The organism is Mycobacterium kyogaense, from assembly GCF_036946525.1.
Taxonomy (GTDB): Bacteria; Actinomycetota; Actinomycetes; order Mycobacteriales; family Mycobacteriaceae; genus Mycobacterium; species Mycobacterium kyogaense_A.
In genome coordinates, this window is sequence record NZ_JAQIIY010000007.1 from 116536 (window position 1) to 140506 (window position 23971).

At 68.4% G+C, this 23971-nt stretch carries 30 protein-coding genes; 13 read left to right on the forward strand and 17 right to left on the reverse strand.

The genetic code is table 11. The features are described from left to right. Positions 1-2: 2 nt before the first annotated feature. The 5 genes from eccA to PGN37_RS04830 are packed head-to-tail and all read right to left on the reverse strand — an operon-like array spanning position 3 to position 4600. A complete protein-coding gene (gene eccA, locus PGN37_RS04810) occupies positions 3-1727 on the reverse strand; it encodes a type VII secretion AAA-ATPase EccA (protein WP_335329889.1) in 1725 nt (574 codons plus the stop codon). Then, positions 1720-2259, reverse strand: a complete 540-nt coding sequence (locus tag PGN37_RS04815) for a hypothetical protein (protein WP_335329890.1) — start codon at positions 2257-2259, stop codon at positions 1720-1722. Before PGN37_RS04815 ends, eccA begins: the two co-directional genes overlap by 8 nt. 15 nt (positions 2260-2274) lie before the next feature. After that, complete coding sequence (locus PGN37_RS04820; protein WP_335329891.1) at positions 2275-3126, reverse strand: ESX secretion-associated protein EspG; 852 nt, start codon at positions 3124-3126, stop codon at positions 2275-2277. Continuing rightward, entirely contained in the window at positions 3126-3428 is a 303-nt protein-coding gene (locus tag PGN37_RS04825) for a type VII secretion target (protein ID WP_335329892.1), read from the reverse strand. The genes PGN37_RS04820 and PGN37_RS04825 overlap by 1 nt, the downstream gene beginning before the upstream one ends. Before the next feature lie 23 nt (positions 3429-3451). Further along, a complete protein-coding gene (locus PGN37_RS04830; RefSeq protein WP_335329893.1) occupies positions 3452-4600 on the reverse strand; it encodes an EspA/EspE family type VII secretion system effector in 1149 nt (382 codons plus the stop codon). A gap of 289 nt (positions 4601-4889) precedes the next feature. Between PGN37_RS04830 and PGN37_RS04835 the strand changes: the two genes are divergently transcribed. After that, positions 4890-6035 carry a MinD/ParA family ATP-binding protein gene (locus PGN37_RS04835; RefSeq protein WP_335329894.1) on the forward strand — a complete coding sequence of 382 codons (1146 nt, stop codon included), beginning with the start codon at positions 4890-4892 and terminating at the stop codon, positions 6033-6035. Here the strand turns inward: PGN37_RS04835 and PGN37_RS04840 are convergent. The 3 genes from PGN37_RS04840 to PGN37_RS04850 form a co-directional block, all read right to left on the reverse strand. Then, the gene (locus tag PGN37_RS04840) at positions 6017-6784 is read right to left on the reverse strand and encodes a class I SAM-dependent methyltransferase (protein ID WP_335330086.1); all 768 of its coding nucleotides are present in this window, start codon (positions 6782-6784) and stop codon (positions 6017-6019) included. The genes PGN37_RS04835 and PGN37_RS04840 overlap by 19 nt on opposite strands. 4 nt (positions 6785-6788) lie before the next feature. Continuing rightward, positions 6789-7784, reverse strand: a complete 996-nt coding sequence (locus tag PGN37_RS04845) for a methylenetetrahydrofolate reductase (protein WP_335329895.1) — start codon at positions 7782-7784, stop codon at positions 6789-6791. A gap of 94 nt (positions 7785-7878) precedes the next feature. Continuing rightward, positions 7879-8607 (reverse strand): transcriptional regulator, encoded by a 729-nt coding sequence (locus PGN37_RS04850; protein ID WP_335329896.1) that lies wholly within the window; start codon positions 8605-8607, stop codon positions 7879-7881. 311 nt (positions 8608-8918) lie between these two features. Between PGN37_RS04850 and PGN37_RS04855 the strand changes: the two genes are divergently transcribed. Then, positions 8919-9212, forward strand: a complete 294-nt coding sequence (locus PGN37_RS04855; protein WP_335329897.1) for a WhiB family transcriptional regulator — start codon at positions 8919-8921, stop codon at positions 9210-9212. 148 nt (positions 9213-9360) lie between these two features. On the opposite strand, the gene PGN37_RS04860 is transcribed toward PGN37_RS04855, so the two are convergent. Continuing rightward, positions 9361-10905 carry an acyl-CoA carboxylase subunit beta gene (locus PGN37_RS04860; RefSeq protein ID WP_335329898.1) on the reverse strand — a complete coding sequence of 515 codons (1545 nt, stop codon included), beginning with the start codon at positions 10903-10905 and terminating at the stop codon, positions 9361-9363. Then, entirely contained in the window at positions 10898-11041 is a 144-nt protein-coding gene (locus PGN37_RS04865) for a DivIVA domain-containing protein (protein ID WP_335329899.1), read from the reverse strand. The genes PGN37_RS04860 and PGN37_RS04865 overlap by 8 nt, the downstream gene beginning before the upstream one ends. An 81-nt stretch (positions 11042-11122) precedes the next feature. Between PGN37_RS04865 and PGN37_RS04870 the strand changes: the two genes are divergently transcribed. Genes PGN37_RS04870 through PGN37_RS04885 form a run of 4 tightly spaced genes read left to right on the forward strand, consistent with a single transcriptional unit; the run spans position 11123 to position 13197 of the window. Beyond that, positions 11123-11566, forward strand: coding sequence for an EVE domain-containing protein (locus PGN37_RS04870; protein ID WP_335329900.1), 444 nt, complete (start codon positions 11123-11125; stop codon positions 11564-11566). Next, on the forward strand, positions 11563-12540 hold the full coding sequence (locus PGN37_RS04875) for a pirin family protein (RefSeq protein ID WP_335329901.1): 978 nt from the start codon (positions 11563-11565) through the stop codon (positions 12538-12540). The genes PGN37_RS04870 and PGN37_RS04875 overlap by 4 nt, the downstream gene beginning before the upstream one ends. A gap of 25 nt (positions 12541-12565) precedes the next feature. Continuing rightward, entirely contained in the window at positions 12566-12868 is a 303-nt protein-coding gene (locus tag PGN37_RS04880; protein WP_335329902.1) for a GNAT family N-acetyltransferase, read from the forward strand. Then, a complete protein-coding gene (locus PGN37_RS04885) occupies positions 12865-13197 on the forward strand; it encodes a GNAT family N-acetyltransferase (RefSeq protein ID WP_335329903.1) in 333 nt (110 codons plus the stop codon). The genes PGN37_RS04880 and PGN37_RS04885 overlap by 4 nt, the downstream gene beginning before the upstream one ends. Positions 13198-13200: 3 nt before the next feature. Here PGN37_RS04885 and PGN37_RS04890 read toward each other — a convergent pair whose 3' ends face one another. Next, positions 13201-13698, reverse strand: a complete 498-nt coding sequence (locus PGN37_RS04890) for a pyridoxamine 5'-phosphate oxidase family protein (RefSeq protein ID WP_335329904.1) — start codon at positions 13696-13698, stop codon at positions 13201-13203. Between the two features lie 191 nt (positions 13699-13889). On the opposite strand from PGN37_RS04890, the gene PGN37_RS04895 reads away from it, so the two are divergent. Next, entirely contained in the window at positions 13890-14096 is a 207-nt protein-coding gene (locus PGN37_RS04895) for a DUF3072 domain-containing protein (protein WP_335329905.1), read from the forward strand. A gap of 7 nt (positions 14097-14103) precedes the next feature. On the opposite strand, the gene PGN37_RS04900 is transcribed toward PGN37_RS04895, so the two are convergent. Next, positions 14104-14706, reverse strand: a complete 603-nt coding sequence (locus PGN37_RS04900; RefSeq protein ID WP_335329906.1) for a hypothetical protein — start codon at positions 14704-14706, stop codon at positions 14104-14106. Between the two features lie 69 nt (positions 14707-14775). Here PGN37_RS04900 and PGN37_RS04905 point away from each other — a divergent pair, with 69 nt between their 5' ends. Continuing rightward, positions 14776-15501 (forward strand): cutinase family protein, encoded by a 726-nt coding sequence (locus PGN37_RS04905; protein ID WP_335329907.1) that lies wholly within the window; start codon positions 14776-14778, stop codon positions 15499-15501. A 78-nt stretch (positions 15502-15579) separates the two neighbouring features. Next, positions 15580-15999, forward strand: coding sequence for a ChaB family protein (locus tag PGN37_RS04910; RefSeq protein WP_335329908.1), 420 nt, complete (start codon positions 15580-15582; stop codon positions 15997-15999). On the opposite strand, the gene PGN37_RS04915 is transcribed toward PGN37_RS04910, so the two are convergent. Together PGN37_RS04915 and PGN37_RS04920 are read right to left on the reverse strand one after the other, a co-directional pair. After that, complete coding sequence (locus tag PGN37_RS04915; RefSeq protein WP_335329909.1) at positions 15996-16265, reverse strand: YdeI/OmpD-associated family protein; 270 nt, start codon at positions 16263-16265, stop codon at positions 15996-15998. The two genes, PGN37_RS04910 and PGN37_RS04915, sit on opposite strands and share 4 nt — an antisense overlap. 4 nt (positions 16266-16269) lie before the next feature. Then, entirely contained in the window at positions 16270-16899 is a 630-nt protein-coding gene (locus PGN37_RS04920; RefSeq protein WP_335329910.1) for a pyridoxamine 5'-phosphate oxidase family protein, read from the reverse strand. Between the two features lie 143 nt (positions 16900-17042). Here PGN37_RS04920 and PGN37_RS04925 point away from each other — a divergent pair, with 143 nt between their 5' ends. Then, positions 17043-17402 carry a hypothetical protein gene (locus tag PGN37_RS04925; protein WP_335329911.1) on the forward strand — a complete coding sequence of 120 codons (360 nt, stop codon included), beginning with the start codon at positions 17043-17045 and terminating at the stop codon, positions 17400-17402. Between the two features lie 10 nt (positions 17403-17412). After that, the gene (locus tag PGN37_RS04930) at positions 17413-18480 is read left to right on the forward strand and encodes a GGDEF domain-containing protein (RefSeq protein WP_335329912.1); all 1068 of its coding nucleotides are present in this window, start codon (positions 17413-17415) and stop codon (positions 18478-18480) included. A gap of 12 nt (positions 18481-18492) precedes the next feature. Here the strand turns inward: PGN37_RS04930 and PGN37_RS04935 are convergent, their stop codons facing one another. After that, positions 18493-21315, reverse strand: coding sequence for an AfsR/SARP family transcriptional regulator (locus PGN37_RS04935; protein ID WP_335329913.1), 2823 nt, complete (start codon positions 21313-21315; stop codon positions 18493-18495). 124 nt (positions 21316-21439) lie between these two features. Between PGN37_RS04935 and PGN37_RS04940 the strand changes: the two genes are divergently transcribed. Then, a complete protein-coding gene (locus tag PGN37_RS04940) occupies positions 21440-21883 on the forward strand; it encodes a tautomerase family protein (protein WP_335329914.1) in 444 nt (147 codons plus the stop codon). A gap of 8 nt (positions 21884-21891) precedes the next feature. Beyond that, positions 21892-22413, forward strand: a complete 522-nt coding sequence (locus PGN37_RS04945; RefSeq protein ID WP_335329915.1) for a hypothetical protein — start codon at positions 21892-21894, stop codon at positions 22411-22413. Here the strand turns inward: PGN37_RS04945 and PGN37_RS04950 are convergent. Together PGN37_RS04950 and PGN37_RS04955 are read right to left on the reverse strand one after the other, a co-directional pair. Further along, positions 22404-23396 carry a dipeptidase gene (locus tag PGN37_RS04950; RefSeq protein WP_335329916.1) on the reverse strand — a complete coding sequence of 331 codons (993 nt, stop codon included), beginning with the start codon at positions 23394-23396 and terminating at the stop codon, positions 22404-22406. The two genes, PGN37_RS04945 and PGN37_RS04950, sit on opposite strands and share 10 nt — an antisense overlap. Then, complete coding sequence (locus tag PGN37_RS04955) at positions 23393-23971, reverse strand: hypothetical protein (RefSeq protein ID WP_335329917.1); 579 nt, start codon at positions 23969-23971, stop codon at positions 23393-23395. Before PGN37_RS04955 ends, PGN37_RS04950 begins: the two co-directional genes overlap by 4 nt.

The window sequence follows — 23971 nt, forward strand, 5'->3', positions numbered from 1 at the left end:
GTCTACCCGCTGATGTTCATTCGGCCGTGCACCGACGCGATCGCCGCCGCCATGTCGTCACCGCTGATTTCGCTGAGCTCCTCGACACCGAGGCTCTCGAAGTCCATCGATCGGGCCAGTCGCATGTCCCGGCTCTGCTCACCGGCCTCGACCAGCTGGCGGGCGTAGCGGCCGTTGCCGGCCACGTCGAGCGCGGGTTTTCCGGCGGAGGTGCTCTGGCTCAGTAGCAGGGCCGCGTCGAGTACCTGCTTGGCGGCGGCTTCGCTGAGCGTCGAATCATTGGCTTCGGCAATGACTTTGGCGATGTCGACGATCTCCTCCGGCGAGTAGGAGTCGAACTCGATACGGGTCGAGAAGCGCGACCGCAGGCCGTCGTTGGTTTCCAACAGCCGGTCGATGTCGTTGCGGTAACCCGCGATGATGACGACGAGGCGGTCCCGGTCGTTCTCCATCCGGGCGAGCAGAGTGTCGAGCGCCTCGGTGCCGAACGGATCGGCCCGGCCGTCGCGTTCCTGCACCAGCGTGTACGCCTCGTCGATGAACAGCACACCGCCCATGGCCCGGTCGATGGTCCTCGCGGTCTTGACCGCCGACTGGCCTTCGTACTCCGCCACGAAGTCCTTGCGCGAAGTCTCCACGAGCTTGGGCTCGGCGATGACCCCGAGCCCGGCAAGGATGTTGGCCACCACGCGGGCGATCGTCGTCTTCCCGGTGCCGGGCGGCCCGGTGAAGATCATGTGCTTGGACGCCTGGGCGACCTTCATGCCGCGAGCGGCGCGGACCTTCGCCATCTGGGTGGCGGCCCGGTAGCGCTCGATCTGTTCCTTGACCCGGGTCAGGCCGATTTGACGGTCCAGTTCGGCCTGCGCCTCGGCCAGCAGCGCTTCCCGCCCCGAGGTGTCGGCCTCGACGCTGTCGGGATCCCAGGGGTCCCGGCGGGAGGCGATCTTCTCGGCCGTCGTGGTCTGCAGTCGATAGGCCGGATCCCGCAGTGCGGCAGCCACATCGGGCGACGGGTAGGACGCTTGCAGCCACTCGAGCAGCCGCACCGCGGCTTCCTCGTTGCCCAGACTGCGGTACGACATGGCCAGATACCAGGCGATGGCCCTGTTGCACGCTTCCCCGGCGGGTGACGAATTGGCTTCCACCAAGCGGCTTTCCGCCTCGGTGAACAACCCCAGATTGGCTGCGGCCACTCCGTGGGCAACTCCGGCGGCAGCGGCGAGGAACTTGTCCGGCCAGGTGTTGGCGGCGCTACGCACCTCGTCGATCACGTCGGTCCACCGCTGCCCTGCGCCGTAGACGACGGCTTTCACCCAGGACACCAGGTGCTCGGCGCCGGCGGATGGCACGTCGTCGAGCGCTTCCATCGCGTCGGCGTAATTGCCCACTCCGGCCTCGGTGACCGCGAAGCCCATCGTGATGGCCAGCGGCGAGTTCACGGGGTAGGTGATCTGCCCGAACATGCCGCCGATCGGCACGCGGGCGCCGAGGCTGTTCATCGACAGCTCGGCGGCACCGGCGAGCTGACCAAAATTGGTACGTGAGTACCAGGCGCGGAACATCGTCACCCGGTCGGTATCGCCGCAGCGGATACGGCCCACCCATGCGTCGCAGGCGGTCTCGTCGTAGTCGGTGATCTCGGTGAACATCTCCAGCGACCGCGCCGGGGAGGTGGGCAGCATGCCCACCGCGGTGCCGAAAACGCTTGCCAGATGGTCAGTCATGCTCGCTCGCATACCGGGTCGTGAACAGCTCGGCCCGTGCGGCCTGCGCCTGTTCTGGGGTGGGTAGGTCAAGGTCGCGGGTCAGGAAGTCCCGAGTGGTGGCGTTGTCGTGGCCTTGCTCGCGCATCTCCTCGAGCATGATCGAGTACTGCGCAGACCGGGCGTCCTGGGTGGCCAGCTCGGCGATGACGACGATCTCCTCGCCCAGCACGGACTCGGCCAGCGTCGCAGCGCCGGGCGAGAGGTCCACCCGGTGCACACGTCCGTCCATGTAGGTGGTCACCGTGACGGTTCCCGGCGGGTTGGTGACCGTGAACAGCGGCATGGACGGCACGCCGTCCACGTCGGCGTCCGTCTCAGCGGCGATGCCGAAGCCGACACTGTCGTCGGCGCCGGGTTCCTCGGCCGGATAGTCGGCCAGCAACGCGGACAGATCCGTCTCACCCGCATCGGAGTCGGCGGCGCTGAAGTCCAGCGCCGCCAAGTCATCCTGGTCCTCACCCTCGGAGGGACCGTGCGGGGTGTGTGTCACCTACGGTTGCCTTTCTCAGTCCGCGGCCTGCGCGCCTGCGGAGTCGTTACGTTCGAACCATGCCGCCGACGGCAGGAACTCCATCAGCCCGTCGAGCGCGCGCTGCAGGTTCTCTGGGCTGCCCGGCAGGAAGCTCCCGTACAGCTCACCGTTGACGCGGCGCGGGATCGACACGATGCGGCCGTGCGACGAGTCGAGAACCCCCGCTCCGACTCCGGCTTGAGAGTACGTTCCGCCCGGGTGCCGTTCGTTGGCGGTGATCTCGACCCAGCTCGACGGATGGGCGATGGCCTCGGCGTAGATCTTCGCTGAGAGCGGGGGTTGGCCGTAGTTCGCCAGCTGATCCGCCGTACGTACCTCGGCGAGCCGCTTCGCGATGCCGGTGAGCGGTTCGACGGCGGCCGGTTCGACGTTCCCGAGCACGACGTTCACCATGCCGGCCAGGCCGATCTGCGGAGCGACCCGCTGGAGCACCAGCATCTCCTCGTCGCGGGCGGCGACGACGTGGCGGTCGCCCTTGCGGCACACGACGAACCGGACCATCTTTCCGCCGATGTCGCGGCGCCACCACCGACAGTCGAGCGTGCGGTCGGGCCTGCTCAGGGCGTCGACCATGGCCGCCACCTCGGGATGCGGATCGCCGAAGGCGGTGAGGATTCCCTGCGCGGTCAGATCCCGGGTGACCTGCTCGGCGACGATGCGGCGCTGGTCCTCGTAGGGGATGTTGGGGCGGATGCCGAGCGCCAGCGGGAAGTCCACCAGGTGCAGTAGATCCGCGATGACGAGCATGCCGTCGATGGTTACTTCGACGCCGACCACGTCGTCGAAGTGGGTGGGTTCGGCATCGCCGAAGAGTGGGCTCGCCATCACTTCAGCCGTCGAGCCGATGCATCGTCAGTGGCCTCGTAGCGGTGCGCCGCACCGACCAGGTGTTCACCCAGCGATCCTGACCGCGCGGCGACGGCCGCCGCGGCGAGAGCGCGGGCGTGCTGCACGCTCTGCAACGCCCCCGCGGTGCCCGACGCGATCGAGCCGTGGGACGCCAGCACCTGGGCGCCGGCGTCGACCACCCGAGCGCCGGCGTAGACCACCTCTGCGGCGACCCGATGCTGCACGGCCGCGAGTTCGCGCAGGTGCGCCGGGGTCACTCCGAGTTCGACGTGGGACATGACCGGTTCGTCTCCTGCTGTAGTCACTGCGGTGGGCGGGTGGCTGCCGGCGCCAGAGGCGACGGCGGCGGACTCGGCGCCCGTTCCGGCGGAGCCGGTGTCTCAGGCGGCGCCGCACCCTCGGCATCGGCGAGGTCGTCGTCGGCCGCGGCGGGACGATCGTCTGATTTGCCGGCGCTGTCGGCTTCCGGGGTATCTGTGTCTTTCGGATCTTTCGTCAGGTCCACCTGAGGTGTCTGAGGCGTGGACGACTGGGAGGCCAGCGACGGGAGCTGCCCCGCGGCACTGACCACTCCGCTCAACACCGCGGCCAGCGGTGCCACGGCGGCACCGATCATCCCGCCGACCGCGCCGAACGCCGACGTCAGTCCCGACATCAGGTCTCCCTGCATCGGCGACTGCTCGGCGGCGGCACTGGCCGGAGCGGGGGCCGGACACATCGGCGGCGACGAGATCGGCACCGACCCCGATGCGCCGGGCTGGGGGAGCTCGCGCGGTGCTGCGGCCTCGTCGGTGGGCGCTGTCTCGGCGGCGGGTTCGGTGGGCGCGTCCTCGTCGGGCGGTGCAGCCCCATCGGGCGGTGCCTGGTCGATGAGCGCCTCGTAGTCGCCGGCGATGCGTCGCAACCTGCTCGCGTTGTCCGCGGTCTCGGCTGCGAGGTCGTGCAGCTCCGTCCCGCACACGCTCACCGCTGCGGTGACGGCGGCCAGCTCGATGGACCTTTGCATCGCGGGCCCGACGCCGGGAATGGCTGCGAGCGACCCCGTCACGCGGCGCAACGAAGACAGGTGATCGGCGTGATCGTCGAGCGCCTCTCGGCGGCGGACGATCTGGGTGGCCTCCCGGTCGATGACGGTGTGAACGTTCCTGTCGAGGACGGCCAGCGCTTCGGCGGCTCCTGCCACGCGGCGGGTGGCCCCGGTGTAGGACTGGGCCCCTGAGCCCTCCCATCCGCTGCCGGGGTAGGCCTGCTCCAATGTCTGGACGGCGCCGAGGAAGCTGGTCGCGCCCAGCGCGAAGGTCTCCCCGGAATCGGGCCGGCCCTGTCCCGTCGTCGACCGCATCTCGGCGATCAGGCGCTGGCCGGCACCGAGGATGTCGGAGGTACCGACGGCACCCCAGGTGCCATCGGCGACTTTGCCGAATGAACCGGCAGCATCGACCACATCCATGCTCGACCACCCCTTCCCACGGGCAGCCTACCAGCGCCCAACCCCCTCTCCGGACACTAATTTCCACTGCCGACCGCACTGCCACGACCCGGCTGCAACGTGTCGACCTGCCACAACAGCCGCTGCGGCACGGCAGTGCGGACATCCGCGCACCGCGGGCTGCACAACCGCACCCGGTCACCGGTCGTCTCGGCATCAGCAACGGTCGGCGCTCACAGACTTCTTTGCTCGTCCAGCAGACCCGTACCCTGAGAACCTGCCGCGGACCGCATCGAGGAGGAGGCACGCTGTGACCGACCGCGATGACATCGCGCGCAGAGAACCCGGCCGGACTGACGACACGCCGCCCACGCCGCAGCCGCCCGTGTTCGGGTCGCCACCTCCGATGGACGGCTCGACCGGACCGGTGCCGCGTCCCCACATACCCGTGCGACCGCCGCAGGGCCCACCTCCAGCGCCGTGGCCCGCCGGTGCTCCCGACCCCGCCACCACGGTGCTGCACGCGCAGCCGAGTTCCTACGCCGAGCGCATCCGGCCGGCAGACCTGGTGCCGACGCGCAAGAGCGTGCCGGCGCGAGGGTGGCGGCGGATGCTCTACACGATCAGCTTCGGCACCATCAACGTCGGACCGTCCCCGGCGGAGCGGCGGATCGCGGCCCTCGAGGCGGCCATCCGAGCGCCGATGCGCGGCCACTTCAAGGTCGGCGTGCTCGGCAAGGGCGGCGTCGGGAAGACCACCGTCTCGGCCTGCATCGGCTCGGTGTTCGCCGAACTCCGCCAGGACGACCGGGTGGTCGCCGTGGATGCCGACACCGCGTTCGGCAAGCTGGGCAGCCGGATCGATCCACGCGTACAGGGGTCGTTCTGGGAGCTGGCCACCGATCGGCACCTCGAGACCTTCGCCGACGTCCGCAATCGCGTCGGCAGCAACGCTGCGGGGTTGTTCGTGCTCGCCGGCGAGGCGAGCCCGGCCCGGCGCCGCGTGCTCGACCCACCCCTCTATCGCGAGGCGGTGGCGAGGCTCGATCGGTACTTCACGATCGCCGTCGTCGACTGCAGTTCGACAATGGACGCCCCGGTGACCCAGGAGGCGCTGCGCGACCTGGATGCGCTGGTGGTGGTGTCCTCCCCGTGGGTCGACGGTGCCGCCGCGGCGGGTCAGACGCTGGACTGGTTGGCCGCCCAAGGGATGACCAAGCTGCTGCACCGCACCATCGTGGTGCTCAACGACTCTGACGGACACTCCAGCAAGCGGACGAGAAGCATTCTGGCTCAACAGTTCTCAGGACACGGCCAGCTGGTCGTGGAGGTCCCCTTCGACGGCAACCTCCGCCCCGGCGGCATCATCGACGGCACCGCTGCCATGTCCGACGCTGCGCGCGTCAAGTTCGTCGAGATCTGCGCCGCGCTCGCCACTCACTTCCCGCCGCGCTGAGCCTCGGCACGTCGCAGGCTCAACACCTCCCCGGTGACGCGGCCCGCGGCGAGTAGCTCGCCCATCTGGGCGGACTGGCGCTCCGACGTCGTCCACGCTGGATCTCGGCCGTGGCGGCGAACGAGTTCGTCGTCGACCTTGTCGACCCTCGCCTGCCAATCGTCGGGAATCGCAGGAAGATCCGATGTCTGCACCCGAGCATCAACGGCCAGCCCAGCCGCGGTCAGTGAGCCCCGCAGGGAGGCAGGTGTCGGAAAGTGATTGCCCTCGGGCCGGTCGGCGGCACTCAACTGCACCGGTGCGACGAACACCAGCAGCCCGATGCGGCCGGGTGCACGGACCACGCGACGCAACTCGGCGAGCACGGCGGTGTGCGCGCGCATCGTGCACAGCACGCCGAGACACCATGCCGCATCGATGGATTCGTCAGCCAACGGCAGGGCGTCCGCGCTTCCCTGCATGGTCGGGTAGCCGAACAGCGATACTGCAGCGCGGCAGGCACCCGCCTCGGGTTCCACGAGGACCGGCCGCACCGGCCGTCGCTCCCGGGCGTACGCGGCGGGCCCACCCACGCCCGCGCCACAGTCGAGCAGCGTCTCCCCCGCGCGCAGCCCGAGCTGCTCGATCAGCCAGTCGAGCGCGGCCGGGTTGCCGCTGCCGCGACACCCGGCGGGCACGTGGTAGTCCGGACCGAGATCGGTGGCCACCTCGGCCGTCCACTCGGCCACGGTGTCGAATTCCGCCGACATCGCGTCATCGCCCACGGCCGGCCTCCTCGCGTACGCGCCGACCGACCTCGGCCTTGATCTCGGCTCCGGCCCGAGTCCCGTTGGCAGAGGCCGAACCCGAGATGTTCACGCCGTCAACCCCGTCGATGGCCAGCAGTGCGCGCGCCTCGGCGACCGCGGCATCGATGCCGGCCTGCACCGGATCCGGTGCGGTCAGGATCGCCTCGACGACTTCCGGGTCCAGCTCCAGACCGGGCAGTCCGCGCAGAACAGCCGCCGACACGTCGTCGGTCACCACCGCGACCGCGCCCAGCACCGGGATCGTCAGTCCTGCCGCTCGCGCGGCCGTCACGAATTCGGCGACCACGGCCGGGGTCGGCACATGGTTGAGGACCGCGAGGCTCGCGCCGGCCTGCTGCTTGGCGACCAGACGCGCGGGCCGCCGGGAAACCGGTGGTGCCGTGACTGTTTCGGGGACGGCAGCGGTCATCCCCAGTGATGCAGCCAGCGCGACGAGGCGCGGGCCGTCGAGGTCGAAGGTCTGGGTGACATCCGGGCGCACGTCATAGGCGCGCCCGTCGCCGGTCACGCAGAGCACTGTCTGTACCTCCAGCAAGGAGAGGCCGCGTAGCTCCTGTTCCAGGACCACCCGATTGCGGTCTCGGCACGACAGCGTGATCCACGGCGACAGTCCGGCGTCGAGAAGAAGCGCGGCCATCACCGTCGGCGGGAAATCCGGACGGTTCTGATGCTCCCCGACGAGAACCGCGTCGCAGGCTCCCGCCAGTACCGCCGCCGTCGCCGCCAGATCGTCCGGGTCGAACGGCGTAGCGCTGAAGTCGGTGAGTACCAGTGGCGCCGTCGCCGCACGGCGCGGCGCAACCACGTCGTCCCACGGCACGACGTCAGGGAACGCGCAGGGGCCGGCACGCATCTCGCACTCACCGTCGGGGCGAACACCCCCGCACGGGCCGTACTGCATGTGTTTCGGGCAGACGTCCGTTCCGAGTTCCGTACCCATCCGACCTCCGTCCCGGTCCGCATCGTGCCCACCCTCGCGCGGACGAAACACGGTCATGGCTTCCGGTGCGGCGGCAGCCCGGTTCCGGCTGCCGTCAGACGATCTGTGCGATCAGCGATTCCAGAGCCTCGGCCTCGGTGGGCGCCAGCGGTTCGCCGGCCTCTGCCTGGGACACAACGTGCTCGGGGACACCGGCAGCCTGTGCCGTTTCCGCGACCGTGAGGTTGGCCCCGCGGCGGGCTGTGTACAGGCGCGGACCCAGCCCGGCGCCGGGGGCGCGGGCTGCACGCACCATCAGCTCGTCGTAGAGGCTGCGCACCGTGCCCAGCGCTTTGATCAGCGGCGGGGTGACCCGGCCGATGCGCGCCGCCCTGGCCGCGACGGCCTCGAGCTGGCGCAGGTCGGCGAGCATCGCCGAGATCCGGGTGGGAAACGCAGCGTCGTCGTCGGGGGGTAGGGATGACACGGTGCCCGACAACGTCCCCACCGCGGTGAGAACCGCCTGAGCGATCAGCGAGGTCTCGTCCCCGCTGGGGGCAGTGACGGGTTCCCGACGACGTTCCGGGGCACCGGTGCGCAACCGCTCGATCGTGCCCGGCGGCCACTGGAGCACCTCTTCGAGCTTGGCGCGGGTCCGTTCACGCGGCCAGCTGCGGCCCTTCTCGAACGCGATGAGCGCGCCGGCGTTGATGATGCCCTCGGCCGCCAGCCGACGCTGACTGATGTCCAGCTCACGCCGGCGCGCAGCCGCCGCGGCGCCGGCCCTGACCATCCCGGGGTCGGCAGCGTCGGCATACGCGCCGACCGACTCCACGTTGGTCATGTACCGGCAATCCTCGATGTCAGTGGGCGGTGTCGCGTGGACTCGGCGCTACGGCTCGAGCTCGCACTGCAACGGTTTCCCCGTAAAACTACACCGTCGGCGGCGCGGAAACCGCATCATTGCGATGCAATTTTTGTGACGTGGAAAACCCGGCCATTTAGCCGTTGACGTGGCTGTTTACACCCATTCGTGGATGACGAGCCGAACTCGCGCGACAGTTGTGCGACTCAAACTGTTGCGATGCTACGGTTTGTCCGTTAGCTTTCCTTCCATCGCGGCGGAGGCGCCGCCCAGGCACAAGGAGCTACCCGATGAATGCAACCCCATGGGACGACACCCCGATCGGCGAATGCACCCGGGACCCCGACCGCTGGACCACCACTGCTGACGACGAAGCGAAGGCAATCTGCCGGTCCTGCCCACGGCGTTGGCTGTGCGCGAAAGAGGCGTGCGAATCCCCGAGAGCCGAGGGTCTGTGGGCAGGGATCTACGTGCCCGAGGCGGGCCGCGGCCGCACCTTTGCGCTGCGCCAGCTCAAGTCGCTCGCCGAGTTGAACGGCCACCCTGTCGGCGAACGACGGGTCTACTACGCCGATATCGCCTGACCATCTGCCGGGGGAATATCGTCGCCACCCTGCCCGTTGACCACTTCGGCGGTGCCGGACATGCCCCGGGCTCCAACCACTTTCGTCGCTTCGAGCGACCACTCGCCGAGAGGCGCCATGACGGTACCGCCCACCGAAAGCCCGCCGCTCACCACGTGTCGACGTAACGCCCGCTAATGCGGTGCGGGGTGTCGGCCGCGGTGAGCGTCGAGGCGATCACCGATCGTGTCTCGGCCGGATCGATCACGTCGTCGATCTCGAACAACATTGCCGCGTTGAGCGCTTTCGCGTTGTCCTGAGCCGCGGCGGTCGCCGCCCGGACACGCTCCTCTCGCTCTGTCTCGTCGGCGATCGCCTCGAGTTCTTTGCGCAACCCCAGCCGCACCGCGCCTTCGAGACCCATCGGACCGAGATGCGCTCCGGGCCATGCGACGGTCAGCACCGGCTCGTGCAGGCTCCCGCCCGCCATCGCCTGAGCGCCGAGGCCGTACCCCCTGCGCAACACCACCGCGATCATCGGCACCTGCAGGGCTGCGCCGGCGACGAGCATCCGTGAGGCTCGGCGCACCAGCGACTCCGCCTCAGCCGCGGGCCCGACCATGTATCCCGGGCAGTCGATGAGCGAGATGACCGGGAGCCCGAATCCGTTGCACAACTGCAGGAATCGAGCGGCCTTGTCGGAGGCCGCGGCGGTGATCGCACCCGCCATGAACCGCGTGTCATTGGCCAGGATGCCCACCGCGCGACCCTCGATGCGGGCCAGTGCGGTCACCATCTCGCGAGCGAACCTGGGTCGGAGAATCGTCACCGACGCCGTGTCGGCGAGTGTCTCGATGATCGGGCCGACGTCGTAGGCGCGACGGTCCCGCTCGGGAACGGCGGTGCGCAGCCCGGTCTGGTCGGAGACGGTCCACTCGGTGCGGCGAGGCAGGAAGTAGGTGAGCAGCTGCTTGGTCACCGCGACCGCCGCCGCTTCGTCGTCGACGACGACGTCGACGTTGCCGTTGGGTTCCTGCACGCTCATCGGACCGACGTCATCGGGTGCCACGTCGCCGAGGCCACCCCCGGCGATCATCGCCGGCCCGCCCATCCCCAACGACACGTCGCGCGTCGCCACGATCAGGTCGGAGGCTCCGGCGAGCACCGCGTTGCCCGCGAAGCAGCGGCCCTTCACCACGGCGATCCGTGGGACGACGCCCGACAGTCGGGCCCACAGCGCGAACGCGCGGGTGTCGAGGGCCGAGACGACCGGGTAGTCGGTGTCCCCCGGCCTGCCGCCGCCACCCTCGGCAAAGAGGACGGTCGGCAGTCGCAGCCGCTCGATGAGTTCGAACAGCCGGTCCTTCTTCCGGTGACCCAGTGCCCCTTGGGTTCCCGCGAGCACGGTGTAGTCGTAGGAAAGCACGGCGCACGGGCTGCCCGCCACGCGCGCGGTCCCGCCAATCAGTCCGTCGGCCGGGGTGCGGGCGATCAGATCGTCGAGATCGCGCCGCATCCTCTGGGGCGCGACGGCGAACCGCCCGTACTCGACGAAGGATGCCGGATCGACGAGATCGGCGAGATTCTCTCGTGCGGTGCGGCCCCCGCGGGCGTGCCGACGTTCGACGGCGTCAGGGCGTGCAGCGTCCTCGGTCAGCGCGCGCCGACGTAACAGCTCGGCCAGGTCGGGACGCAGCTCGTCAGGGTCAGCCATCGAGATGGTCGATGGCCGAAGCGATCTCGTCGAGCCGCGCACCCACCTGGTTCTCGTTGTAGCCGCGCAGTCTGCAGGGCGGTTTGTCGAAGGTGACCGTGCGCAGGTCGTCGGCCGTCAGCACATGCTCGCCCATGGCGTCCGACTCTAGCGAGTTATCCACAGGGCCTGTGCACAAACGGCGTCACCCGTCGGTGGGTGCCCCTAGGTTGGCGGCATGACGAACTGGATCAACACGGTCAGCCGCGACCATGTCGAGCGCGGAGTGCGCGGGCGCTTCACGCAGGCCAATCACGGCAAGCCACACATGCTGCGCAAGATGGCCCGGGGAGACTGGCTGATCTTCTACTCCCCCAGGACGGTCTATCCCGACGGTCCGCCGCTGCAGGCGTTCACAGCCATCGGTCAGATCGCCGACGACGAGCCGTATCAGGTGGAGATGGCAGAGGGCTTCACGCCCTGGCGGCGCAACGTCGACTTCCTCGAATGCAGCGAAGTCCCCATCCGGCCCCTGATCGAGGATCTCGACTTCATCGAGGACAAATCCCGGTGGGGGTACAAGTTCCGGTTCGGGGTGTTCCGGATCGACGACCATGACCTCGAGGTCATCCGTTCGGCGATGGTCCAACCCGAGCGGGAGGAGGCTACGGTGAACAGGTGAGCAACACCGATGCAGCGCCCGCCGAACTGGACTGCGGCCCTTCGGCATTCGGCGCCGGCTTCGAAGGCGTGCTGCATCCGCGTCGAGTCCCGCTGGGCGGGCCGCGCGCCATCGAAGTACGCCGGACGCTCCCACAGCGGGAACGGTCGCTGATCGGAGCGTGGTGCTTCGCCGACCATTACGGCCCGCACGATCTGCGCGGTGGGCCCGGCATGGACGTCCCGCCACACCCACACACCGGGCTGCAGACCGTGAGCTGGCTGTTCAGCGGACTCATCGAACACAGGGACAGCAACGGCGTGCACGCGATGGTGCGCCCGGGTGAGCTGAACCTGATGACGGCAGGGGCAGGCATCTGTCACTCCGAGGTGTCGATGCCCAGCAGCCCGATTCTGCACGGGGTGCAGCTGTGGGTGGCGTTACCCGACTCCGACCGGGACACCGGACGCGATTTTGCCCACCATGTTCCGCGGCCCCGCACCCAGGGAGGGATCACCGCGCGGGTCTTCCTCGGTGAACTCGACGGCGATCAGTCGCCGGTGCACACGTTCACCCCGTTGGTCGGGGCCCAACTCGATCTCGATCCCGGGGTACGGGCGACGCTCGACGTCGATGCGGACTTCGAGCACGGCGTCCTCGTCGACCAGGGTCGGGTCGACGCATGCGGTGCCGACCTCGCCGTCGCGGACCTCGGTTTCCAGGGCACCGGGCACGACACCCTGCAGCTGATCAACCGCGGCGACGGCCCGGCCCGCGTGGTGCTGCTCGGCGGCGTTCCGTTCGGGGAGGAACTCGTGATGTGGTGGAACTTCGTCGGCCGCAGCCATGACGAGATCGTCGCCTACCGCGAGCAATGGCAGAGTCACGACGCCCGATTCGGGGCGGTGACGGGCTATGAGGGTGCCGGCTCGCGGCTGCCGGCACCGCCATTGCCGCACGCCACCTTGAAGCCGCGGCCCCAACCTGGGATGTAGAGAGGCCCTGGGGTATAGAAAGGCAATGACCGAGGACAGAACCGGCGCACCCACCGAGGTGGTGGCCGAGCAGGACCGCTTCACGATCTCCGTCGACGGGCGGCAGGTGGGCTTGGCCGACTTCTACGACCGTGACGGCGCCCGGGTCTTCCCGCACACCGAGGTGGACCCCCGATACCAGGGTCGCGGGCTGGCAACCATCCTCGTCCGGGAAGCGTTGACGGCCACGCGCGCGGCGGGGCTACGCGTCGTGCCGCAATGCTGGATGGTCGCGGAGTTCATCGAGAAGAACCCCGACTTCGCCGACATGACAGGAGAGGCTTCGTGACTGCCGACAAGACAGGCGCACCCACCGAGGTGCGCGCCGAGCAGGACCGCTTTACCATTTCCGTCGACGGGCGCACAGCCGGCTTCACCGAATTCATCGACCACGATGGGCAGCGCATCTTCCCACACACCGTCGTCGACGAGGAGTTCTCCGGGCGTGGCCTGGCGACCATCCTCGTCGGGCAGGCGCTGCAGTCCACCCGCGAAGCGGGACTGCGCATCGTGCCGGTCTGTTCCATGGTCGCGGGCTTCATCGAGAAGCACCCGGAATTCAACGACATCGTCGACCCGATCACCACCGACGTGAAGCGCGTGCTGTCGCGGCGCTGATCCTCAGAGGTACTGCGCGGTGCTTCCGGAGACCGGCATTGCACCCATGCCCAGCTTGCGGTGGTCCCAGCTGCGCGTCCGTGACGGCACCACGCGCACACTGATGCGGTTGTTCATCATCTGATCGACGAACGGGCGCATCTCCTCGGTGTAGGGCCCCGTATAGCGCTCCCACACACTGATTCCGACCCGCAGATTCGTCTCCGGGTCGTCGTGAATTTCCGCGGTGCCGTCGATCGACACGCCCCGCAGGGTGTCGTAGGTCAGCCCGTCCTCGATCATCACCGTGACGGTCGGGTCACGGCGGATGTTGACTGCCTTCTGCGACTTGGCTTTGGTCTCGAACCAGATCTCACCGTCGATCACGGCGTACCACATCGCCACCAGGTGCGGCCGGCCGTTCGGCAGCACGGTCGCCAACGTGGCTGTGCGGTGTCGGTCGACGAATTCGGTGATCTCGTCGTCGGTCATCACGATCTTCGCGCGTTCGTTCTTGCCCACGACTCGCATACTTCCAGGTCGACTACCACGACAACGGCCGGGTCGTTTGAACATGAGCTGCGGAGGTACGCCCCCACGGGGGTAGCTACGGGGCGGCCGTAGTCCCAAGGCCCCGCGAGTTGAGCAACAGCTCGCGGGGCCGCCTGAAGTTTTCACGTTTCGAACGTCTGTGCGATGGGCATCCGCCACTCATGACCGATTACCAAGCGCCGCAAGAGAATGCCGAGAAGGACCCGTCGCAGTGGGTGACCGGCGACGAGCCGATGACAGGCGCGCAACGGAGCTATCTGCACACGTTGGCCCAGGAAGCAGACACTGAAATTCCCGAAGACGCCACCAAAGCGCAGGCGTCGGAGCTGATCGATCAGTTGCAGGAGCAGACCGGCCGCGGCGCCTGAGGTCAGCTCAGTAGAAGGCAACGGGCGGTAGCGGCCGAAGTCCCCCGCCGCTGTGTCTGCCCGCGAATCGGACGGTTCCGTGGTGCGGCCCCGTCAGCGTCAGGGTTCCGATTCGGCGGAACTGTCCGACGGGCGCACTGATCATGAAGCTGAGCTCGCTGCCCGGCGCGAATCGCAGATCCCGCCCGGTGGTGCGCGGCCGCGCACCGAATAGAACTGGTTGTAGCCCGGCCAAATACAGCCACAGCGACGAGTACAGCCGCGCCACCGGGTCGCTGGGCAAGACTGCGTGGTGCAACGGAGCGCCGTCCGCGGACGACGCGAGCAAGAAGTCTTGGCTGCGGCCTCGCCCGTAGACGTCCGGCAGAGTGATGCACAACTTTCGCGCCGCCTGCCCGCGATCATCGGGCCCCGCCTGCACGACGGCGTCGTAGACGGCTCCCGGGTGGAGGACCTCGGCGGCCGGGACCGCCACATTCTCATCGATCGTCAACGTCGCCGCGAAGTACTCACCGTCGGACCGGAAGACCTCACTCGCGAAACCCACCGCCGCCGTCGCCGTGTCGCGCACCGCGCGGGCGCCTGCGATCAGGTCGGGTAGCTCGGTCATCCCCATGATTCCTTCATACCGGGGCCGTGGCGGTGGGCGAAGACCTGCCATCCGTGCCACGATCGTTAGGTGATCTCCGTTCACGCCGTCCGCGTCGCCGTCACGATCGCCGCCTGTCTGATCCTGGGTCCCGCCGCCTCTGCCGGCGCGCAGCCCGACGCCCCACCGGCGCCGCCCGCTCCGCCCCCCGGATGTCCCGACGTGCAGGTTCTGTTCGCCCGCGGCACCACGGAGCCGCCGGGCCTCGGGGCCGTCGGCGATGCCTTCGTCGAAGATCTGAAGACGCGCGTCGCGCCGAAGTCGGTCGCCGTCTACCCCGTCAACTACCCGGCCAGCCCCGACTTCCCCACCGCCCTCCAGGGCGTCGTCGACGCGAGCACCCAGATCCAGAACACCGCCAACGCGTGCCCCAAGACCTCGATGGTGCTCGGCGGCTACTCACAAGGCGCGGCAGTCATGGGGTTCGTCACCTCCGACGTGATCCCCGACGGCGTCACCGACCCCAACGTTCCGCAGGTCATGCCGCCCGCAGTCGCCGACCACGTCGCCGCGGTCGCACTTCTCGGCACGCCGTCACAACGGTTCATGGGCGTCATCAACCAGCCCGCGATCACGATCGGATCGCTGTATCAACCGAAGACCGTGGAACTCTGCGTGCCAGACGACTTCGTCTGTTCGGCCGGCAACGACATCAGCGCGCACGCCCGCTACATCTCCGACGGACTCGTCGACCAGGCGGCCGACTTCGCGGCAGGCAAGATCGCCGATCACCCCGCGAGCCAGCCGACGCGCTGATCGCCCACGGTGCGTGTCGATCGCCCCTCGTCGGGTATCCGCACCGGCAGCACACCGCTGCGAGGGAAGGTCGACACGATGCCGAAGGTCACCAAGTCGGGTGAGCCCAAGCAAAGCGAGCTGCCCAGCACGCTGCAGAAGTCGGACGACAAGGCGCAACGCACGTTCGCCAAGACACATGACGCGGCTGCCGAGGAGTACGGCGAGGGCGAGCGTGCCTATCGGACCGCCTACAGCGCGCTGAAGCACAGTTTCGAGAAGGTGGGCGACCACTGGGAAGAAAAGGAACACCGCGGCCCGTCCGATGAGCGCGCGGAAAGTGGCGGACCGAACGCGTCCGGGGAGACCGCCGAAGGTGTCAACGCCAACGCCACGAAGAAGCACCTCGTGGATCTGGCGAAGCGGCTCAACATCACCGGCCGTTCCAGGATGACCAAGGAAGAACTGGTCGAGGAGATCAAGAAGGCCAATCGTCGGGAGAGCCGTCGCGACAGCTAGGGCTTGCCGGTGCGCTCACGGTGCTTGCACCCGGGCCAGCAGCACGGCCGGCGTTTGCCTTCTTCGAGCTCTTCCTGCGTTCGCCGGATGCGCCGTTCGCGTGTCGTCGCCTGGTTGGCGTCGGTGACCCAGCAGATGAACTCGTTGCGCGCCAGCACTGTGATGTCGTTCCACGCGGTCAGCGCGGCGGGGTTGTTCTCCAGCGCGGCTCTCAGATCGTCCGGCAGGTCGTGCACCACCCCGCCGAGGACCTCGCGGACCGTCATGGCGTCAGGGTAAACCGTGCCGGGCGACGACGGCGGCTACTGATGCGGGAACGTCAAGACCTGAATCCGATTCCGGCGCGGAGTAGGTCTGCCTGACCGGGATCACTCCCGTCCACACCTCGGCCTCGGGTGCGGCGGGCGGCCCACTGCGCTGTTTGGCCACCCAGTTGTCCTCGGTGATGGGCAGTTCGAGCACCACGGTGGCGGCCACTTCGCTTGCAGTGTGCGGCGGACACTCGGCGGGCCGGCCGGGAAGGAGGGCGTCGGTGAACCGGTCCAGGGTCGCCGCGCGGTCGACCTTCTCGACCACGCGGCACGTGCCGCGCACCACGGCCGAGCGATAGTTCGCGGAGTGGTCGAACTGCCGCTCCGCGACGACGATGCCGTCGAGGAGGAACGCGCTGATCGCCATCGGCGCACCGGCCGCGGCATGCCGCAGCGCGCCCGCCCCGGTCGAGCCGTGGATCAGCAGCCGGTCGCCATCGCGGACCACAAGTACCGGGATGACCCACGGCTGACCATCGATGACCGTCGACACCGTGGCAACCACGCACTCGTCGAACACGGCATCGAGCACCGGCCGATCACCTCGCCGATCGGGCTTACGCGTCAAGTCACTCAGCACATCGCTCACGCCCGTCAGTCAAATCTGTGCCGGTCGGACCGGCAACGGATTTTTACAGAAGACCAATTGCTGTCCACCACGTCGGACTTCAGCCATATGCTGGGCGGCACGCCTGCGCGCTCTCGCGCGAGACGAACAAGGGGGAAACGGCTGTGTCGACCAGTTACCTGGTACTCGAGCTCGCCGCACCGGAGCATCCGGGGCGGTGGGTGGGAGCCATGGTGATGCGACTGGCGATCCTGGGCGGCCTGATCTGGCTCGTGGTGTGGGCGATTCGCAAATCGCGAGCGCCCAAACGCCCGCAACAGCCCTACCCCGGTGGTTACTACCAACAACCACCGCCCGGTCAGTGGCCTCAGCAGCCGCCTCCCCCGCAGGGCTATTGGCCGCAGCAACCGCCACCACCGGGCTACTGGCCGCCCCAGCAGCCACCACCCGGGCAGTGGCCGCAGCAAGCCCCGCCTCCCCCATGGCCGCCGGCCGGGGGCAGCGCACCCTCGGACCGGCCGTAGTCGAGGGGTCGTGGAGCGGCTCCTGCGATCCGTCGAGCACTTCGACTGGATCACCGATTTCCTCGACACGCGCGGTCTGAAGACCAGCGCGCAGTACTGGCTCGCGGCCACCACGGCGGCGATGTCCGGCGGCGTACTGGCGTTGCTGTTCGGAACCGGACACCCGAACAGCACGATTGGTCGGACGATGATGTGGCTGGCGGTGGCCGGCGGTGTCTTCGGGACCGTCCTCTTCCTGTGGCGCTGGCCATCGCGCTACTGGTCCCTGTCATACGTGGCTGCCACCACGCTATCGATCACGCTGGCCTGTCTGGCCTATCCGGATCCCCTGGCGGCGCTGCTCGGCTGCATCGCCTACACCACGATCGTCAGCTATGCCGCGTTCTTCCACTCACCGCGGGTGGTGCTGGGGGTCCTGGTGGTCGTCACCGGGGTTGCGGTCAGCCAGACCGTGGCCGTCGCATCGCAAGGGCGCCCTGCGATGGCCCTGGTCGATCTGTTCCTCATCCTGCAGTGCAGCGTCGGCGTGGGCCTCGTGTTCTACACGCTGGTCCGAACATTGCGTGGTGATCTCGCGATCGCCGACCTCGACCCGCTGACCGGACTGCTGAATCGTCGGGCGTTCCGGACCATGCTGCGGGCCAACCTCTTCCAACACGGCGACCGGCAGGGCTACCTGTTGGCCGCGCTGCTGGACCTGGACCGGTTCAAGGCGGTGAACGACACCCGCGGCCACGCAGCCGGTGATCGCGCTCTGGTCGCCGTTGCGGACGCACTGCGCGCCACAGCCAGCCCCACCACCGTGATCGCACGAAGCGGCGGGGAGGAATTCCTGTTCGCCGACCTGGTGGCCTCCGAGGACGCGGCGCTGCGCTACGAGCAGGTGTGCGCGGCGATAGCCCAACTGCCCTGTGAGATCACCGGCAGCATCGGAACCGCGTTGCTGGACGTCAGCCTGGTGCGCGAGGACTCGTTCGATCACATGGTGGACCAACTGGTCACCGCGGCCGACAAGGCCATGTACGACGCCAAGCACGACGGCGGCAACCAGTGTCGCCATCACGGCAGCGTGATCTGAGCGCTGGGGGCATCAGTCGAGCGCGGCGATCTGCGCCAGGTCCCACGTCTCGCCGTCCCGCCAGGCAGCCTCGAACTCGCTGTGCGACAGGGCTGCTCGCGTGCGAGCGAGCAGTTCGTCGGTGACGGGACGTCGCGGCCAGACCATGGCAGCCCGTCGGGTGTGGGTGTACGCGGCGGCGTACAGGCTCGCGGCCTGTCGATGGTCTCCGCGCTGCGTCTCGTAGTTGGCCCGATTCTCGATGAACATGCCTGCGGTGGTGCCCCCGGCGGCGAGATGGGCGTGCATCACCCGGCGCACCCACGGGATTCCCCTCTCCGGATCACCCTGGATCACCGCGGCAGTCATCGGGGTAGCGGCGGACATCCACGCTGCCAACGTGTTGTCCGCGGCGAGCGCCACCTCGTACAGTTGCTCTGCCCGGTCGGCGGCCTCATCGAGCGCACCACGCACGGCTGTCGCGGTGCAACCCAAAACGTCTGCAAGCAAACTCAATTGGACGTCGTCCGAGCGGACGGCGACTTGCCGCAGCGCCGCATCGACAGCAACGATGATCTCGGGGTCGGGGTGAACCCACAGTCCGCTGCCCAGGACGACCAGCGCCTCACCGACATCGACGACAGCCGCCTCAGGCAGCATAGGAATCTTGTCGACTGCTTCCCGCACCAGTGGTCGTGCGGCGTCGATCTGACCGTGGACGGCCATGGCCGATGCCAGGACGAGCGTGACACACACCCATCCCGACGGATCCGTGTCGGCTGCGGCAGCGCGCGCCAGTCGGAGCCAGCGAGTGGCCTCGATGACTCTGGTACGGAAGTACCAATAGAAGCCGAGTGGCGCGCACAGCCGGGCTGCGTTCGGGTCCGGCCGGTCGATCAGGACATCGGACAGCGTCGCTCGGATCGTCGCATCGTCGTCGTCGAGGGTCGTGAACCACTGATGCTCGCCGGCCATCCCGAGACGCGGACGGGATGCGATGAGGTCGGCCGTCCATCGGTTGCGCCGATCCGCCGCCGCCACCGGATCGTCGTCTGTCAGCAACAGGTGTGCCGCGTGCGCCCGAACGGTGGCGAGTTGCCGAAAGCCACTGCGGCCTGACGCCTTGCGTGCGGTAGCTGACGCGAGCATGGAACGGTGGACGAGCCGTGCAAGGACGTCATCGACGTCGTCTGGCTGCAGATCTCCGACGACAGCGGCGGCTGCCGACAACGAAAAACGCCCGGGGAGTACCGCCAGGCGCCGATGCGCGAGTTGGCTGATCGGGTCCAGCAGGAGGTGGCTGGAATCGATCGTCGCCCTGAGCGTGTCCCGGTGCCCCGGCCTCCCGAGGGCACCGAGATCAGTGCGCGTCTGCGCGAGGACGTCCCCCAGGCTGTGACTGCGCACGCGACCGGCGGCGAGCTCGATCGCCAGCGGCAGGCCGTCGACGGCCACACAGATCTCGACGGCCGCTGCGCGCACGTCGTCGTCGATCACGAGACTCGGGTCGACGCGCGCAAGGCGATCCAGCAGCAGCTGCACCGCGGGCGCGTCCGCGGCGCTCTCGCCCGTGACGGGTAACGCAAGCGGCGCGACGGTCCAGGTCACCTCGGCGTCGAGATCAAGTGGGGTGCGGCTGGTCGCCAGCACGACGCACTGCGGGTGGCCATGGCCCAGGATCGCCGACACCAGGCGCGACACCGCCTCGACGACGTGTTCGCAATTGTCGAGGATCAGCAGCATCCGTCGGCCACGGCAGTAGTCCGCCAGATCCTCCGAAGGAGTCGACGCGGGCGACGGCGCCACACCGATCGTCGAGATCACGGTATCGACAACGAAATCCGGGTCGTCGAGTGTGGACAGCTCGACGAACCACACCCCGTCGGGAAATTGATTCGCGCAGGTGCGGCCGACCTCGACGGCGAGGCGGGTCTTTCCGATCCCGGCAGCACCGGTGAGCGTCACCAGCGGCCGGGATTGGATCAGCTCGGTCAGCGCCACGACAGCGCCAGCTCGACCCAACAGCGGCGTCAGGCTCGGCGGGAGGTGGACGTCACGGGGCGTCGTCGAGATCGGCGCCGGCCGGGCGGCGCCGTCCAGTGCGACGTCTTGGGTCAGGATCTGGGCGTGCAGCGTCCGCAGCTCGGTTCCGGGCTCACTGCCGATCTCGTCGATGAGCGCCGAACGGGCCCGTCGGAACGCAGAGAGCGCTTCGTCGGACCGCCCGGCGCGATAGAAGGCGAGCATCTGCTGGCCCCGGAGGCGCTCGCGAAACGGCGCATCGGCGATCAGCGGTTCGAGATCGGCGAGTGCCTGCTCGATCCGACCGACGGCGATGAGTGCATCGATGCGGGATTCGCATGTGTGCCTGAATAATTCGTTCAGACGAGCCACGGCGGGCTGCGCCCAGGATTCGTCGCCGAGAGTTCCGTACGGCCGCCCGCGCCAGAGGCGCAGCGCGTCGTCGGCACGCGCAATCGCCGCGTCGGCCCGGCCCGCCGACAGCAGGTCGTCGACGTCGCGGCTGAGATGAGCGAACGCCACGGAGTCGACGGCGTGACCGTCGGCCACGAGCCGGTATCCGTTGTTCTCGTTCAGGAGCACGGTGGGTGGTTGGCGCTGCGCGCGGTGTGGTTCGAGGAGTTGGCGCAGCCGCCACACGTGGGACTCGAGCGTCGACACCGACGCACCTGTCGCCCCCTCGCCCCACGTCGCGTCCAGCAGTGCCTCCACCGACACCCGGCGGTTCACGTGGATGACGAGCATCGCCAGGATCGTCGCGGCGCGGGAACCGGCCACCGGGCGCTCGACCCCATCCACGGTCACCGTCAGCGCGCCGAGATCACGCACTCGCATAGCTCGAACTTAGCTCCTGACGCGGGAGTGAAGCGCCGTTGGAGCGATGTTGGAGCAGGCCCGGGAAATGTGACCGACAGTCCCACCGGCACCCGGTGCGGACCCCAACCGAAAGTGAGTCACCATGCCCGTCTACCAGTGCGTCACCTCCGGCATCGATCTGACCGAGGACCAGCGCGACCGGATCGCCACCGGCATCACCACAATTCACCACGAGGAGACCGACGCGCCGGAGCCCTTCATCCGCGTCATGTTCACCCCCCTGCCGCTGGGCCTGATGTACACGGCGGGCAAGGTGGAGCCGTCGATCATCATCAGCGGTGGAATTCGTTACGGTCGAAGCGAAGTGGTCCGGCGGGCGATCATGGAGAAGCTGCATCGGCTGGCGGTCGACGTCACCGGAAGTCCCGAAGACCACGTGCTGATCGTCGTCTCCGACACCCCGAACGGCTGGGCGATGGAAGCCGGCATCATGATGCCCGAGCCGTTCCCGGAGGCCGAGGCCGCGTGGTTCCAGGCGCTGGCCGACAAGCTCCCGGCGCGATTCGCCGCAACTGCCGCGAGCTGAGCCCGGCGATGACGGTGACTCCCCTCATCACCGCGGTGATCGGCGCTGTCGTCGTCCTCACCGGTGCGCTGGTAGCCCGCAGCGCCACGAGATATGCGGCAGGTCTGGAGGCCGCGCAACGCCGACGCGACGCTGAGCTCGTGTCGCTGCGGGAGTTCCGTGACGTACTGATCGAGGTGTTGGCCCGTGTGAGCGCGTACCGCTACGCGCTCACACGGGTGGCCCCCGACGTCCCGGAGCATGAAAGACCGGAGGAGGCGAATCGGTTCCTCGAACGGGTCGAGGGGTACGGCGGCTTTCGCGTCGCTATGGCCGAGCAGCTGGACCGGCTCCGCAACCTGGCGCGGTGCCTCCCCTGGGAAGACCTGCGGGAGGCATTCGATCCGCTGGATCGAATCCTGCGGGAGGCCGCACGTCCTCGCGAAGCGGCGCTGCGCATCGATGAGGATGCGCTGCTGCTCGAAGGCTTCATCGATCGGCTCGCCGACCGACACCGCGAGTTGGTCGCGTCCTACCCCACTCAGCCCTGAGCGAGATCCGGACCCGGCCACGCCTGTGCGGCGACGCGGTGGAAATTGCCGCCGAGGACGGCGCGGATGTCGCGATCGTCCCAGCCCTGCCCGCGCAGGTGTTCTCCCAGCGTGATGAATGTTTCGGGAGGCATCCACTGGATCGGTCCCCACCGGGTGTAGCTGTCGTCGAAACAGTCGGGGTTGCGAGCCATCTCGTCGTTGAAGTCGGCGTGATCGAAGGAGAAGTCGCTGCTGATCCCGACGTGGTCGATACCGACGACGTCGACGGCGTGATCCAGGTGACGCTGCATGGCCTCCAACGTCGGGGTGTTGGGCCCGAGGAAGATCCCGACCCCGGTGATGCCGACGACGCCGCCTGTCTCCGCGCAGGCGCGGGCCTGGTCATCGGTGATGTTGCGAGGGTGGTCCCACACCGCCGCCATACACGAATGGCTGTACACCACAGGCATCGTCGAGACACGGCACAGGTCGAGACCGGTCTTACGACTGCAATGCGATCCGTCGGCGACCATGCCCGCCGCGTTCATCTCGGCAACGATCTGCTCACCCCAGGCGGTCAGGCCCTCGTCGCGCGCGTCGAGGCATCCACTTCCGGCGCGGTTCGCGTGGTTGTAGGTCGGGAGCAGGGTGCGCACACCGAGCCCGACCAGACGCGCCACGTTGTCGAGGTCGTCGTCGAGCGGGCCGGAGTCCTCGAGGTCGAACACTACCGCGATCCGGCCCGCCGAGGTGATGCGGTCGACATCGCTTACGCCGGTGGCCAATTCGAGATCAGGATGGGCCTCGACCGCTGACCGAAAATGCGTCAGCAGCGCGACGGAGTCGGAGAAGGATTGCGGCGAGTAGCCCACGTTGACCGACACGAAGGAGCCGCCGGGGCGCTGGAATCGGGTCAGCGGTTCGATGCTTGTGCCCAGCTGCAAAGGGAGGCAAGCGTGCTGATCCCATAGGAGCGCGTCTTGGTGACGGCCCCCGGTCATGCGGCAACCTCCGTCCAACCGCCCCACTCCTCCCCGACGAACACCCGGCCGGTGGCCATGTCGAAGTTCTCCAGGTACACCTGCAACGCCGGCTGCATCTGTGCGTGCAGTTGCGTCATCGCGTCGATGATCTCCGGGGTCATCGGGTCGTAGTCGGCGGGCTTCTGCGCGGGGATCAGGCCGAGATGCAACGCCATCTCCAACTGATAGAAGGTGAAGTCCCCGTACGGTCGTTTGGGATCGGCACCAGGGATGTCCTCGACGTCGTAGGGATCCGTCAGCTCCCAGCTCATCGCCGTCAACAACGTGCGGTGCTCGTCTGTGAACTCGAAACGGTTCTCCTCGGCCAATCCCTGTACATACGGCGAGAATTCGACGTCTTCGGGTGGACGCCGGTAGGGGTAGCTGCCTGGTGGGCAGGTGCCGTAGCCAGTGGCGATCCTCAGGAGGTGCACGTCATCGGGTTGCGTATCCCAGTCCGGAGGGAAGCACGGCGCTCCCACCTCGGTGCCGTCCCAGCCGACGACCGCTGATCGCAAACGCCGCGTGTGCTGCACCCGCCAGGTGATCTCCAT

Excerpts from the sequence above, each read along its gene's own strand:
- eccA (WP_335329889.1), bottom strand. The coding sequence starts at position 1,727 with ATGACTGACCATCTGGCAAGCGTTTTCGGCACCGCGGTGGGCATGCTG.
- PGN37_RS04820 (WP_335329891.1), bottom strand. The coding sequence starts at position 3,126 with ATGGCGAGCCCACTCTTCGGCGATGCCGAACCCACCCACTTCGACGAC.
- PGN37_RS04825 (WP_335329892.1), bottom strand. The coding sequence starts at position 3,428 with ATGTCCCACGTCGAACTCGGAGTGACCCCGGCGCACCTGCGCGAACTC.
- PGN37_RS04830 (WP_335329893.1), bottom strand. The coding sequence starts at position 4,600 with ATGGATGTGGTCGATGCTGCCGGTTCATTCGGCAAAGTCGCCGATGGC.
- PGN37_RS04840 (WP_335330086.1), bottom strand. The coding sequence starts at position 6,784 with ATGTCGGCGGAATTCGACACCGTGGCCGAGTGGACGGCCGAGGTGGCC.
- PGN37_RS04845 (WP_335329895.1), bottom strand. The coding sequence starts at position 7,784 with ATGGGTACGGAACTCGGAACGGACGTCTGCCCGAAACACATGCAGTAC.
- PGN37_RS04850 (WP_335329896.1), bottom strand. The coding sequence starts at position 8,607 with ATGACCAACGTGGAGTCGGTCGGCGCGTATGCCGACGCTGCCGACCCC.
- PGN37_RS04855 (WP_335329897.1), top strand. The coding sequence starts at position 8,919 with ATGAATGCAACCCCATGGGACGACACCCCGATCGGCGAATGCACCCGG.
- PGN37_RS04860 (WP_335329898.1), bottom strand. The coding sequence starts at position 10,905 with ATGGCTGACCCTGACGAGCTGCGTCCCGACCTGGCCGAGCTGTTACGT.
- PGN37_RS04865 (WP_335329899.1), bottom strand. The coding sequence starts at position 11,041 with ATGGGCGAGCATGTGCTGACGGCCGACGACCTGCGCACGGTCACCTTC.
- PGN37_RS04870 (WP_335329900.1), top strand. The coding sequence starts at position 11,123 with ATGACGAACTGGATCAACACGGTCAGCCGCGACCATGTCGAGCGCGGA.
- PGN37_RS04880 (WP_335329902.1), top strand. The coding sequence starts at position 12,566 with ATGACCGAGGACAGAACCGGCGCACCCACCGAGGTGGTGGCCGAGCAG.
- PGN37_RS04895 (WP_335329905.1), top strand. The coding sequence starts at position 13,890 with ATGACCGATTACCAAGCGCCGCAAGAGAATGCCGAGAAGGACCCGTCG.
- PGN37_RS04900 (WP_335329906.1), bottom strand. The coding sequence starts at position 14,706 with ATGACCGAGCTACCCGACCTGATCGCAGGCGCCCGCGCGGTGCGCGAC.
- PGN37_RS04910 (WP_335329908.1), top strand. The coding sequence starts at position 15,580 with ATGCCGAAGGTCACCAAGTCGGGTGAGCCCAAGCAAAGCGAGCTGCCC.
- PGN37_RS04915 (WP_335329909.1), bottom strand. The coding sequence starts at position 16,265 with ATGACGGTCCGCGAGGTCCTCGGCGGGGTGGTGCACGACCTGCCGGAC.
- PGN37_RS04935 (WP_335329913.1), bottom strand. The coding sequence starts at position 21,315 with ATGCGAGTGCGTGATCTCGGCGCGCTGACGGTGACCGTGGATGGGGTC.
- PGN37_RS04940 (WP_335329914.1), top strand. The coding sequence starts at position 21,440 with ATGCCCGTCTACCAGTGCGTCACCTCCGGCATCGATCTGACCGAGGAC.
- PGN37_RS04945 (WP_335329915.1), top strand. The coding sequence starts at position 21,892 with ATGACGGTGACTCCCCTCATCACCGCGGTGATCGGCGCTGTCGTCGTC.
- PGN37_RS04950 (WP_335329916.1), bottom strand. The coding sequence starts at position 23,396 with ATGACCGGGGGCCGTCACCAAGACGCGCTCCTATGGGATCAGCACGCT.
- PGN37_RS04955 (WP_335329917.1), bottom strand. The coding sequence starts at position 23,971 with ATGGAGATCACCTGGCGGGTGCAGCACACGCGGCGTTTGCGATCAGCG.